This is a genomic window from Alkalihalophilus lindianensis, from assembly GCF_032843265.1.
GTDB classification, from domain to species: domain Bacteria; phylum Bacillota; class Bacilli; order Bacillales; family Bacillaceae_D; genus Alkalihalophilus; species Alkalihalophilus lindianensis.
The window spans coordinates 898,639-911,266 of sequence record NZ_JAWJBA010000001.1 but is presented as its reverse complement, the minus strand read 5'-3'; the positions used below and the strand labels follow the sequence as shown (position 1 = coordinate 911,266).

The following is a 12,628-nucleotide window of genomic DNA, read 5'->3' as shown; positions in this document are numbered from 1 at the left end:
CTATGGAGAAAGTTGCAGAAGCTATCCAATCCGTTAAACTATCCGAAGATCAAAATGGAGTGGTCATATTAGATCAAACGCTCCTACCTGGACTAAAAAAGTATGAAACGCTCACTAGTGCAAACGATGTGTGGGATGCAATTGTGAAGTTAAAAGTAAGAGGAGCACCTGCAATTGGGATAGTTGCGGCTTACGGCGTATATTTAGGCGTAAAGCAACTAGACCCTCAAAATACAAAAGAGCTTCACCAAGGATTTTTACAGGTGAAAGAGTATCTAGCCTCTTCACGACCGACTGCTGTTAATTTATTTTGGGCTCTTCGACGAATGGAAGAGAAGTTGGATCTGACATTAAGCAAGGGACATTCTATTCCAGCTATACTAGAAGAGCTAAGAGAAGAAGCGGAATTGATTCGCCTTGAGGATGAGAAAGTATGCGAGGCAATTGGAAAACACGCTTTGACGCTTCTTGAGCCAGGCACAGGCATCCTTACCCATTGCAATGCAGGTGCGATCGCAACTGCCAAGTATGGAACGGCTCTCGCTCCGATTTATTTAGGTCAACAAGAAGGGTACGATTTCAAAGTATATGCAGATGAAACACGACCATTATTACAAGGCGCACGCTTAACAGCCTGGGAGCTATCAGAAGCGAATATCGACGTCACCTTAATCTGTGATAATATGGCTTCCATCGTGATGAGTGAAGGGAAAATTCAAGCTGTACTCGTAGGCTGTGATCGTGTCGCTGCTAATGGGGATACAGCCAATAAGATTGGAACATCAGGCGTAGCGATTTTAGCTAAGCATTACGGCATTCCTTTTTATGTATGTGCACCAATTTCTACGATTGATTTAAACTGCAAGAATGGGCAGGAGATTGTCATTGAAGAGCGCAAGTCTGAAGAAATTACCACCCAATGGTATACAGAACCGATGGCTCCAGAAGGTGTAAAAACGTATAACCCAGCATTTGATGTAACAAGTCATGAATTAATTACAGCCATTATAACGGAAAACGGAATTATTAGACCAAACTATCAAGAAAACTTAAAAGAGATCTAGATAGGATGGACCAAGCATGAGGAAAAGGTAGGAACATTAAAAGGTGTACTCTTGATTATAAGAGCACACCTTTTTCATATCCATTTCATTTGAAGTGATCTAACATGAGAGTGTATCATCTTATTTAGGAAGGTGAAGGGATAAAGGAGTTAGCATCTCTTTGTAGAATAGTTTAGGTGAATATGAATCCGAGGAGTGATTGAAAATGGGCTTACTTGATGGGTTAATGGGTAATGCTTCTGAAATTAATCTTACTGAAGTAGAAAAGGAACTAGAAGTTATCTTAATCGATGGGGAAGTTATTGAAAAGGGATATAAGCTTATTCGGGATTTATTCATTTTTACCAACACTCGTTTAATTGTAGTTGATAAGCAAGGTGTGACGGGTAAAAAAATTGAGTATCATTCTGTTCCATATAAGAGCATTACACATTTCAGTGTAGAAACAGCGGGAACCTTTGATTTAGATGCTGAATTGAAAATTTGGGTATCGAGTACTGCTGAACCAATCAAAAAACAGTTTAAAAAGGATAAAAGTATTTTTGATGTGCAAAAAGCCATTGCCACTTATGTGTTAAAACGATAATCATGTAAATACTAAGACAATAATAATGAAAATGCTTCAATATAACTTACCTAGTGAGGGGTGAGTGGCGTGGATGAAAAAGTATTAATTGTCGAGGGGACGAATGATAGGAAGCGCGTGAAAAAAGTGTTAAAAGAGCCTATTGACGTCATCTGCACATACGGCACTTTAAGTGTAGAAAAGCTAGAGAATATCGTATTGCCAATTGAAGATAAGGATGTATATATACTTGTTGATGCCGATGATGCTGGAGAACATCTACGGAAGCAGTTGAAAAGAGAGCTGCCAAACGCCACTCATTTATACACCCAAAGAGGGTATGGTCAGGTTGAAACGACCCCCTATGACTACCTTGCCCAAGTATTAAGAGCATATTTTGAAGTGAATCAGCTTTATTAATGACGGGTCATCTCTATAAAAGTCAATAACCACCAATGTATGGGTGATTATTGACAAGCCTATAGGTGTTCACATTAGACACCTTCATCTTTCGGCGCTTGGCTATGTGGGATCGCTCAGTCAGAAAGCAGCCATCCTCCTCACATGGCCAACCTCCGTATGGTTAAATTTAAAATTCCATAAAGTATTCTATGCTGTACAAGCTTATTTAGTTCTACTTTTTGATTAGTAAAAAGAACATCTCAATTATCAGGAACTGAATTTTCCGCATATATATAACCCGATCCATATATAATAGGTTCTCTATTTATCCATAAAACCGTTCCACTTTTCAAAAAATCTTTTACCTCATTCGGAGTAATATGGATTATCTTGTAAAAACAATGCTACTATCCCTGCGCAAATAGGTGTTGCCATGGATGTTCCTGATAAAGATAAATAGTTTGCCCCCACTCGATTATTTTTCTGAAATTTATCTAAATAAGAATTTGGAGATCGCAATGAGATGATATCTACACCCGGAGCTAAAATATCAGGTTTTACCTTTCCGTATATCGTTGGACCTCTACTAGAAAAGCTTGCGACCTCATCGTCTGATTTAGTGTCAAATGTATTTTTATCATCTAGGGCTCCGACGGTTATAACTTGTTCAATAACTCCTGGGCTAGAAATCGTATTTGCTTCAGGACCTTCATTTCCAGCAGCAACACAAACTACAATTTCCTCCTCCCATGCTTTTTCAACAATTTTCACCATCGGATCATCGTTCTCATTTACATATTTTTGAGCAAGCGCTCCTAAAGACATATTAATAATATTGATTTTCTGATCAGGGTTTCTATCATTATCCTTTATACACTAATCCACCCCTTTCATGACTGTTTCTAATGAACCAGATCCTACCTTATTTAAAACCTTTACACCAATGACATTTGCTTCTGGTGCGGGTCCCATATAAAGACCGGAAGAAGCTGAACCATCACCGAGAGCATCTCCAGCACAATGCGTTCCGTGTCCATTATCGTCATAGGGTTCCGTTCTGTCGTTAATAAAGTCTACAAAATCAATAATTCTACCTGAAAGGTCGGTATGCGGAAAGATACCAGTATCAATAACCGCAACGGTAATTCCTTTTCCTGTAAGTAGCGTGTTAGTTCTCACAATATTTTTAGCATTTGCTGATATTACGGCGGTATCTAATAAAGCTCGCACTTCATAATTTAAATATACCTTTTTGATATGGTTGCAATTAGTTAATACTTCTTCTAAAACTGATGGTGTTACATCGGCACTACAGCAAGAAATGATAGAAAATTCGTTTCTGATTTTACAACTAGGGCGTTTCGTAAAAACTTGATTGACCTCTAAGGATCCCTCTTGATAAAATTACCCTCAAATTCAAAAATTACGGTTAATTTTTTAGTATTCTTAAAAGCCTTTCAAACATTTTGTGTAAAATACAGGGCGTCCACTTGAATGGTTTATACAGATTTAGTATTTTATCACGTAAAGATTTATCTAACTTTTGAGAGTGAGCACGCACCATTAGTACCATGGAAAATCCAAACATTAGTCACCCTCCTTAATTTCTAGATATAATATTCACTGAAATCTTAAGAGGGTATGTAAAGGTTCTTGTCTACTATCTATTTAATTATGGTTATACCTAATATGGCTCGTTCACCTATGAGACTGAATCTCTTCTTCAATAAGGTTAATAGCTTCTAGCTTTGGGTGCCGTCAACATTTCGGCTTTTAAAAAGTCATTTAGATACGGAACGGAGTTTTTAAACTAAAGCCCCATTACACTAAGCATTATCGTTGTCCAAGGCTCATGATTATTTCTCCTTATTTTTTCAAAAAGAGCGTTTGTCCAATCAAAATTTTGTACTTATCATATTATATCTAGGTAATGTCATCTTAATAGAATGGAGGATATTTAATGAAACTTTATTTAGATCCAGGTCATGGGGGCTCAGATCCAGGAGCTCAAGGCAATGGATTGAAGGAGAAGGACATTGCTTTAGATATTGCTCTTAGAATACGGACCATTGTAATGAATAGTTATGACAACGTTGAAGTAATGATGAGTCGTACAAGCGACATCTCTAAAAGTTTACGTGATAGAACAAATGAGGCCAATACTTGGAGAGCTGATTATTATTTGTCTATTCATTGTAATGCTTATAACGGTTCTGCTAGTGGGTATGAAGACTATATTCACAGCAGTTTATCTGATTCTTCATCGACAGCAAAATATCGAGATTTTCTGCACACAGAAATAATGAAAGTAAATCAATTAAATAATCGTGGAAAGAAAAAAGCAAATTTTCACGTTTTACGTGAAACGGCTATGTCAGCCCTTTTGACAGAAAATGGTTTTATCGATAATGGACAAGACGCTGCTTTGATGAAAGAGCCTTCATGGCGTCAAAATGTGGCACAAGGACATGTGAATGGTTTGGAAAAGGCATTTAATCTTAAGCGGAAAACGAATGATTCAACAATGTTTTACAAGGTAATAGCTGGTTCTTTTAAATCAAAAGAAAATGCAGAGAAACGAGTAACTTACTTGGAATCTCAAGGCATTGAGTCTTTTATCAAATCTGTTACTATCTATGGTGAAACTCGGTATCGTGTGCAAGCTGGGTCTTTTTCAAGCAAAGAAAATGCGGAAAAGCGCTTGCAAGAAGTCAAAAATGCTGGAATTGATGATGCTTATATTGTTGCTGAAAATGGCGAATCTAATCAAGAGGATCAATCTGGATATTCTATTCTAGGACAGACTTTTCTATCTTCAGCTCAAATGAACCAGTATGCGAAAGAAATAAATCCTAGTGCGCTTGAGCTAGGAAAGTATTATTTAACCTTTGGAGAATATTATGGAATTAAAGGGGACGTAGCATTTGCTCAAGCCATGCATGAAACAGATTTCTTGCGATTTACTGGAGTTGTACAACCCAACCAAAACAACTTTTGCGGATTGGGAGCAACAGGTCCAGATGAGCCTGGTGCAAGTTTTTCTACACCAAGAGAAGGGGTCCTTGCCCATATTCAACATTTATTTGCCTATGCATCTACTAAACGATTACCAAACGAGTATCCATTAGTTGACCCTCGCTTTGATCTAGTGAATAGAGGATCAGCTTCTACATGGATCGGCTTAAACGGAAAGTGGGCTGTTCCAGGTGAACAATATGGTCAATCAATTTTGAATATTTATGAGCGGATGATTCATTCTACTATTCAAAACCTAGAGGAGATCATTCAAGAGATACAATCCTCATAAATACTCTATCATCTATAGATAGTGATCATAAAAATCTATTAGATCAAACCTCCCTTTAAAAAAAACGCTCTACTATGGGGATAAGTGCTAGAGCGATTGAAAATTGGGAGAGGAACTATTTTCATCAATATCTCCAGCAGGTAATATAAAGTCAGTGTAAAATTAAATCATTTTATCCTATCAGCTGCTGTGGATACAACAATAATAAAACAAAAAAGGTATAATGCTCTCAATTTATTTGAAAGATTATACCTTTTTTGTATTTAAGGGACTTTTTCAGACCATGCCATAAAAGAGGCGGTTTTTTTATCAAGCTAAATTCCACACAATGTCTCCGCATTGATCCTCATAATCAATCTCCAGATCAAAATTATGCTTTTCATAAAAATGGATGAGTCTGTCAAGATGATCCCAATCACGTTTTGCGATATCTCCGGTAATGTATTGAACATTTTGGTCAACGGCATGGTTTTTTAAATATTTCATGCAAATGGAGCCGTAGCCTTTATTTTCCTCACCTTTGATATCTCCAATATGAATGGTGTAGTCATCTGCGTACGTTGCTTGGATGGAAAAATCCCAAATGCCGTCGTAGGCAGTTTCACAGTCATTAAGCATGATCTTACACTGAGATCCATCATCTAAAATGTACACAATCACCCATTTTTCTTCTTTTGTTTGTTCGATTCCAATTACTTGCCATCTTTTCGCAATTCGTTTCATATTTTCTTGCATGCGAAACAGTTGAAATTCGAGTTCATTTAAGTCTTGTTGCAGCTCCTCTGGCTCTTTGAGTTCTTCCCTCTCGAGAGTTGCGAGTACCACCCAACCACTCCTTTATTCATTCATCTAGTATTTTTGGCTCACACAAGTACATTATTATAAAGGAATTCAATTATTTTTTCAAACGAAAAAGCTGAACGATTTGTTCAGCTTTATTCACCGGCAATCTCATCAATCCACTGAAGTAAAATAGTATGTACTTCAGTCATTTGATCATCGGTGGAAATCGTCGCCATTCCGTCCCCACCTTGTTCTCCATACGAACCGAACTGAGCATGATTTCCACCTTCAATCATGATCTCTGTATGATTATCTCCCCAAAAAGATTTTGCATTCATGTAGGCTTCTTGATTTAAAACCTCATCATTTGATGCCGTAATGGATAAAGAGGGAAGAGAAGAGGTGTCTAAGCTTCCTTTTTTATCTGGATAAGAAGCGAGAAAGAAAACGCCGTCAACTATATCCTCATTTTCAGCCGCAAATCGAGAGGCCATGACTCCACCAAGGGAATGCCCTCCAATAAAGACAGGTTCGCTACCAATTTCATTTACCAGCTTACTGGCTCTATTCCCACCTAAGACAGCCAAATTAACCGGCATCTTCACAATGTAGCTGCGAATGTTTTCCTCAGCAAGGGAATGAGTGAGAGGGGAATAACTCTCCGGTTCGACTAATCCACCTGGATAGAAAATAATTGTGGCAATGATCGAATTAGTAGGAGAAAAAGAAATCCAGTTAGGCGTATCTTCGATTAGTACTTGTTCAGTTGAAATCCGTTTTTCATTCGCTTCGTTACTAGCTTGATAAGGTTGCAAGTACGAATATAGAATGGAAGCTAGAAGTATCATGATGCCTATTAACCATTTCCACCAATGTTTGCGTAATGACATGGGCGCCTCTCCTCTCATGATTGCGCATTTGAAAAGCCACTCAATAAGCTATCGTGGCTCTTGAACTTAAGGTAATTTGGTGTGAAGTTTTATTCTTAATTCGATTTCTTGGAAAGCTTCTTCAACGAGGTCATAATCCATCGTGAATGCATACGTTGTGAAATCTGTGTCGGTAAGCTCAGGTATGTCACAAATGATGGTGGCGAGCTTTTTACTCATCATTGACGATTCACGACCAACGAGTAATTTTTTTTGGTATCGTTTATAGGCTGGATCAAACTCTTCTTTGTCTAGTTGTTGATAGACTCCTTCAACTGACCCATATTGTTGAATAAGGGGAAGCGCTGATTTTTCACCAACACCAGGACAGCCTGGAATATTGTCACTTTTGTCACCAAGAAGCGCTTTCACATCAATCCATTGTGTAGGATTAATCCCGTATTCTTCTTCAAAATGTTTATGAGTATATAAGATTTCGCCTTTTTTACTCGCAATAATTTGAGTCGTTCTCTCATCAAGTAATTGAAGAAGGTCACGATCATTGCTATAAATGAAGCAGTGGCCATCGTTACGTTTTGACCATTGGCAGGCAATGGCCCCAATCGCATCATCGGCTTCATATGGTGGCACCGTTAATTGCATGATACCGATTTTTTCTAGTAGTCGTGTACATGTTTCATATTGTTGAATGAGAGGTGAAGGTAGTTCATTTCTCGTTTCTTTATAAGTAGGTGCATATTGTCTTCTGACAGAGTCCTCGCGCTTAACATCCCATGCAACAGCAACATGCGTGATGTCATGCTCAGTAATTAAATTCATTAATTTTTGAAAGAATACACGTAATGCATTCGTATATAAACCTTCGCTATTCTTACTAAGTTGTTCATCACTTTTGCCGTAAGAAGTTGCAAAATAGCCTCTACTTAGTAAGTTGAATCCGTCTATTAATAATAATCTTGGTTGTGTCAATGTTTTATCTCCTTTGAGCCAAAGTCCATTTATTTTAACATGATTGAGGGGTAAAGTGAGGTGGAAGTTTAGAACATTAGACGGATCTTCGGTAATAATGGTAAACTGAAGTCAATTTCAATTAGGAGTAAGGAGAATAAGATGACAGTTTTAATGGCTATAGCAGTCTTAACTTGTATTGCCGCACTTATTATTACCTTGTATTTAACGAAAGCTGAAGACCCTAATTATGGAACGAAACGAAGCATCACGAATCTTTCATTCGTGTATCTCATCATCCTACCGATTTTAATCGTTGTGATCGTCGGGATCTGGTGGTTGTTCTAATGGAAAGAACATGCCAAGAGGCATGTTCTTTTTTAGAGGTCACTTTTATCAACGTCATAGGTCCAAAACTGTTCAGTGAAAAATTTGACCGTCGCTTCTTCTTTATCTCCATGTTTCAACGTATCTTCAAGGTCCTTCAACATCCATGCTGTTTGCGAGATATGGGCTTTCATTGCCGCCATTTTTTGCTCAGCAAACGGCTCAATTGAATAGACAACATCAGCTTTCCCGATATGTTCTTCATGACCATTTGAAAAAGCAACACAGTGAAGCGTGGGGCGCTGTTCTGTAGGAAGTTTTTTCACTGCACGTACTACCGCTCTTGCAGTCGCTTCATGATCGGGGTGAACAGAGTAGCCAGGGTAGAATGAGATGATCAAAGAAGGATTCGTATCATTGATTAAATCAGTGACTAAATCGACCATTTCATCGTCATCTTCAAATTCTAATGTTTTATCACGTAACCCCATCATTCTCAAGTCAGTAATTCCAATGGCTTCGGCAGCTTTTTTTAATTCTTCCTTTCGAATTAAAGGAAGAGATTCACGAGTAGCAAAAGGAGGGTTTCCTAAGTTCCGACCCATTTCCCCAAGTGTTAAACAGGCATAAGTAACAGGTGTTCCCTTTGATGTATGCATCGCAATCGTACCAGACACCCCGAAGGCTTCATCATCTGGGTGAGGAAAAATGACAAGTACATGGCTTTCTTTCTTCATATATAAACACTCCTAACGAACATTCATTATTCAAATGGGGTTTTGCTTATTTCAAGAGCTACAGCTAACTTTCCATCAAATCCGTGACCAGCTAGTAAAAGACGACCTTTCTCATCAAGCTCAAAATGAGTAAGACCTTCTGCGTATACCCATCCAATCTCTATTTTTAATCCAGCTCGAAATGGACCTTCTCCAATTAGTTTACCGTGTTCATAATTAACCTTTGCGTTTCTGATATATGCACTAGCTGAGAAAAAGGATTGATCAAAGTGACTAGCATAAGCTCCGTTTGTCGTTTCAAGATGTATGTAGACGGGCTGCTTAGCAAATTGATTGATTAACGGTTGTACTTCTTCGATTGTAATTGGTTTCACTGAACAGTCCTCCATGTCGTATGAAATAAATAGTATGTCGTTCATTATAATGCATCACACGAAAGAGTTACAGTAAAACGTCTAGCGATCGTCAGAAAGGAAAAAGGAAGAAGGTTGTCGAATAGAACATGAGCTAAGCAGTTAAAGGAGGAGTTCAAATGAATAAACGAGCGTTGCTTGTTGTTGATATGAGTCATGATTTTGTGGCAGATGATGGGGGACTGACGGTAGGGAAGTCAGCTCAAGAAATTGTGTCTGATATCATCAAGACCGCAAATACCTTTCTAGAAAACGAGGATATAGTAGCTGTTTGTATGGATGCACATACTGAAGATGATCCCCATTTTGAACTGTGGCCAAAGCATAATGTCATCGGTACGAAAGGTCAACAATTGTACGGTGAACTTGGCACATGGTACGATACATACAAAGAGCATGAGAATCTTTTTTATATACCAAAGCCAGAATACGATGCTTTTTTTCAAACGGACTTAGAGGAAAAGTTAGTGGCTGCTAATGTGCGGGATGTTTTTGTGGTCGGGGTCTGTACCGATATTTGCAATTTCCTCACAGTATACGGAGCTTATGCACGTGGCTTTAAGACGTTTGCGATTGAAGATCAAATGGCGACGTTCACTGGTAATCAAGAGATGTTCTTAAAGCAAATGGAAGCGATATTCAAAACAACGATTGTTAACACAAGTGATGTAGTATACAAGCTGTAAGGAGGTTTACATAGATCGTGTCAAAACACCAGGATGAGCAAGATGAGTTGAAGAAAGAGGAATACGAAGAACCTCCCTTTGAAGATTTTTTGTTTGAAGAGGAGGAAGAAGATCCTGTACAAGAAGAGCAAAAGAAAAAGCGTCGTCGATTTATTATCAGGTCGATTGCAATTGGGATTAGCTTATTATTAATTGTCAATGTCCTTAGCATTTGGTTGAATGTATTTAGTCTTGATTCTTTAAAGTTATTAAGAGGAACCGAGCAATACTCTGAAGATGAAATGGTTCAAGAAAGCATGGAATCTGTCGTACTGATTCAAAATCAGCAATCAAGAGGCACGGGCTTTGTGGTTCATTCTGATGGTTTGATTATTTCAAACGATCACGTCGTGGACGGAGCAGGCCCACTTGCTGTGACCTTACCATCAGGTGAACAATATGTAGCGACCATACTTGATAGTGATGAAGAGTTAGATCTCGCCTTATTAGAAATTGATGCTAATGATTTACCTTATTTATCGTTAAGTGAGAGAGAGGCTGATCGTGAAGAGAGAATTTTAGTGATAGGCAATCCATTACTTCAACAACAAATCGTCAATGAAGGGACTGTATTGGAGCAAACGGAAGGATTTGAAGTCCTTCGCATCTCAGCACCGATTTACGGTGGTCATAGTGGGAGTCCCGTTTTAACCGAAGATGGAGAAGTAATGGGTGTCGTGTATGCAAGGACGGTGCCTGGCTTGTTTGAAAATGAACCTTCACGTGGCCTTGCTGTACCGATTGAAAAAGTGAAAGAACGCTTTGGAGGTCAATTAAATCGTTAAAATGGTGTGAGCAGACTCTGCTCACACCATTTTTTTAATAATAAAGGTTGCCTTGTTGGTCTACATAGACGCTTTTAATAAACGTTCGATCAAATGGGTACGCTTTTTTTGTTTCACTTTTCACATCGATTGTTAAGGTATAGATCCCTTCTTTTTTAAAAGGAAGACTCATCGTCCCATCAGATGCGATGCTGACTGGTACTGAACGACTCTTTTGTTTGCCGTGTTTATCTGTATAGGTAGCGACGGCTTGGTAAATGGTTTTATGTTTGTTTATTTTGGAAGAATTACCTTGGACGTGGAGTTTCTTTATTTGTGTATCCTCAAAATCAAGTGTAAAAAATTCGTCCACAGAGCTATCGATTACTGCTGTAAGAAGATAGGCCTGACTCTTGACATGATTTGCTTCTATGCTCCATTGTCCTGGCTTTGGGGCATCAACTTTAAATAGATGATGGAAGGCCCCTTCAAACATCTCGTCATCTGGATAAGCAATATCAATCGGGAGCACTTCACCATTTGGACCGTTTAAAGTAAGAGAAGGGAGATGTTGATCACTTAATAAATCGACCGTCATGGAAGTAACTCCATTCTCAATAGTGAATTCTCCCACTTCACCAGATCCTTGAATCGTGCCTCCACGAACGATTTGGTCACTATGAACGGGATCTACTACATCCATTGACGCTATTGTGGACTCGATAGCCATTCTTTCAGTCGTGAGGTAATTTTGAAATGTTTGGAAGGTAGCATGACCTTCTTTTACAGTCGTATGATTCCAACTTCCAACAGCTAGCTCTTGACTGTATGGAAGCTTTGAATGTTTAACGGTGACTGCCCCGTCATTTTGACCATAAGAACGTAAATACAATCCACCCCAGTAAAGTGACGAACCGAAGCTTCCCCAACTTGTTCCTGCAACTGTATAAAAAGGATTGATCCGAGCATGAGGGAGGGGATCCGTTTCACTTCTGAAATACGCCATATAACCTGTTTGCAGAGAATTCGTTGCAGCATTTCTTCCACCGACAATTCCTGCTAACCAACCAGCCCAATTACTATAAGCTAAATCGGCTAGCTCTGAACCATAATGTGGGGTGGATAAGGTGATCACATTGGAAACAAAGGAATGAGCCCCATGATGGACGAGTGCTGATTGAGCATCAATCCCACCTTTACTATGGGTAACGAGTACAAGATCTCGCCCAAAATGCTGATGGATCTCTGCTAGCTTCTCTGCAAGTAGAGCCCCGTTTGTCCACATATCTTCTGTGGGATAGAGATCGATAAAGGCAGTCTCATAGCCTTGTTGGTAGGCTACTTGATACATGTCATTTGCCTCCCACCATGTAGCCGATGAGCTGTTTAAGCCATGTATAAAGACAATGGGAGCTTTTGTCTGGTCAATGAATAAAGGGGTGTTGCCACTATACCAATGACCGGGAATGCCAGCGCTTCCTTTATCACCAAAAGACCCTGCAAACGTTTTGCTAGGAGAAATGAATAGAATGAGAAGGAGAGCCATTAAAAAGGAATACTTAACCATAGATTACCTCCTTAATAAATGATGGTGTCTTCAAGCCACACCTGAGAAATATATGCATCACTCCCTTTGGTATTAACCATTTATTTTAATTGTCCTGCAAGAAGTTGTCAGATTAGCTTATTTCAAAATGACAGAT

At 38.8% G+C, this 12,628-nt stretch carries 13 protein-coding genes and 1 pseudogene; 7 read left to right on the top strand and 7 right to left on the bottom strand.

Going from position 1 to position 12,628, the window contains the following annotated elements; all coding sequences use genetic code 11:
• The first annotated feature begins 2 nt into the window (after positions 1 to 2).
• The 3 genes from mtnA (at position 3) to RYX56_RS04885 (ending at position 2,049) form a co-directional block, all read left to right on the top strand.
• Positions 3 to 1,064, top strand: a complete 1,062-nt coding sequence (gene mtnA / locus RYX56_RS04895; RefSeq protein ID WP_317121010.1) for an S-methyl-5-thioribose-1-phosphate isomerase — start codon at positions 3 to 5, stop codon at positions 1,062 to 1,064.
• A 205-nt stretch (positions 1,065 to 1,269) separates the two neighbouring features.
• Positions 1,270 to 1,650: a PH domain-containing protein gene (locus RYX56_RS04890; RefSeq protein WP_317121009.1), complete on the top strand. Its 381-nt coding sequence runs from the start codon at positions 1,270 to 1,272 to the stop codon at positions 1,648 to 1,650.
• Between the two features lie 69 nt (positions 1,651 to 1,719).
• Positions 1,720 to 2,049 carry a toprim domain-containing protein gene (locus RYX56_RS04885; protein ID WP_317121008.1) on the top strand — a complete coding sequence of 110 codons (330 nt, stop codon included), beginning with the start codon at positions 1,720 to 1,722 and terminating at the stop codon, positions 2,047 to 2,049.
• 242 nt (positions 2,050 to 2,291) lie between these two features.
• Here RYX56_RS04885 and RYX56_RS04880 read toward each other — a convergent pair.
• Positions 2,292 to 3,619 (bottom strand): annotated as a pseudogene (locus tag RYX56_RS04880) (S8 family peptidase).
• Between the two features lie 372 nt (positions 3,620 to 3,991).
• Here RYX56_RS04880 and RYX56_RS04875 point away from each other — a divergent pair.
• Positions 3,992 to 5,338, top strand: a complete 1,347-nt coding sequence (locus tag RYX56_RS04875; protein ID WP_317121007.1) for an N-acetylmuramoyl-L-alanine amidase — start codon at positions 3,992 to 3,994, stop codon at positions 5,336 to 5,338.
• Positions 5,339 to 5,647: 309 nt separating this feature from the next.
• On the opposite strand, the gene RYX56_RS04870 is transcribed toward RYX56_RS04875, so the two are convergent.
• The 3 genes from RYX56_RS04870 to RYX56_RS04860 all read right to left on the bottom strand — a co-directional run bounded on the left by RYX56_RS04870 (position 5,648) and on the right by RYX56_RS04860 (position 7,980).
• Positions 5,648 to 6,163, bottom strand: coding sequence for a hypothetical protein (locus RYX56_RS04870; RefSeq protein WP_317121006.1), 516 nt, complete (start codon positions 6,161 to 6,163; stop codon positions 5,648 to 5,650).
• A gap of 110 nt (positions 6,164 to 6,273) precedes the next feature.
• On the bottom strand, positions 6,274 to 7,011 hold the full coding sequence (locus tag RYX56_RS04865; RefSeq protein ID WP_317121005.1) for an alpha/beta hydrolase: 738 nt from the start codon (positions 7,009 to 7,011) through the stop codon (positions 6,274 to 6,276).
• 66 nt (positions 7,012 to 7,077) lie between these two features.
• Positions 7,078 to 7,980 carry a 5'-3' exonuclease gene (locus RYX56_RS04860; RefSeq protein ID WP_317121004.1) on the bottom strand — a complete coding sequence of 301 codons (903 nt, stop codon included), beginning with the start codon at positions 7,978 to 7,980 and terminating at the stop codon, positions 7,078 to 7,080.
• 141 nt (positions 7,981 to 8,121) lie between these two features.
• Between RYX56_RS04860 and RYX56_RS04855 the strand changes: the two genes are divergently transcribed.
• A complete protein-coding gene (locus RYX56_RS04855; protein WP_317121003.1) occupies positions 8,122 to 8,307 on the top strand; it encodes a BshB3 potential contributor to bacillithiol synthesis in 186 nt (61 codons plus the stop codon).
• A gap of 32 nt (positions 8,308 to 8,339) precedes the next feature.
• Here the strand turns inward: RYX56_RS04855 and bshB2 are convergent, their stop codons facing one another.
• Positions 8,340 to 9,023, bottom strand: a complete 684-nt coding sequence (bshB2, locus tag RYX56_RS04850) for a bacillithiol biosynthesis deacetylase BshB2 (RefSeq protein ID WP_317121002.1) — start codon at positions 9,021 to 9,023, stop codon at positions 8,340 to 8,342.
• Between the two features lie 26 nt (positions 9,024 to 9,049).
• Positions 9,050 to 9,412 carry a YojF family protein gene (locus RYX56_RS04845; protein ID WP_439108464.1) on the bottom strand — a complete coding sequence of 121 codons (363 nt, stop codon included), beginning with the start codon at positions 9,410 to 9,412 and terminating at the stop codon, positions 9,050 to 9,052.
• A 143-nt stretch (positions 9,413 to 9,555) separates the two neighbouring features.
• Here RYX56_RS04845 and RYX56_RS04840 point away from each other — a divergent pair, with 143 nt between their 5' ends.
• Entirely contained in the window at positions 9,556 to 10,122 is a 567-nt protein-coding gene (locus RYX56_RS04840; RefSeq protein ID WP_317121000.1) for a cysteine hydrolase family protein, read from the top strand.
• 17 nt (positions 10,123 to 10,139) lie between these two features.
• Positions 10,140 to 10,946 carry a S1 family peptidase gene (locus RYX56_RS04835; RefSeq protein WP_317120999.1) on the top strand — a complete coding sequence of 269 codons (807 nt, stop codon included), beginning with the start codon at positions 10,140 to 10,142 and terminating at the stop codon, positions 10,944 to 10,946.
• A gap of 34 nt (positions 10,947 to 10,980) precedes the next feature.
• Here the strand turns inward: RYX56_RS04835 and RYX56_RS04830 are convergent, their stop codons facing one another.
• Positions 10,981 to 12,492, bottom strand: coding sequence for an esterase/lipase family protein (locus RYX56_RS04830; RefSeq protein ID WP_317120998.1), 1,512 nt, complete (start codon positions 12,490 to 12,492; stop codon positions 10,981 to 10,983).
• Between the last annotated feature and the right edge of the window lie 136 nt (positions 12,493 to 12,628).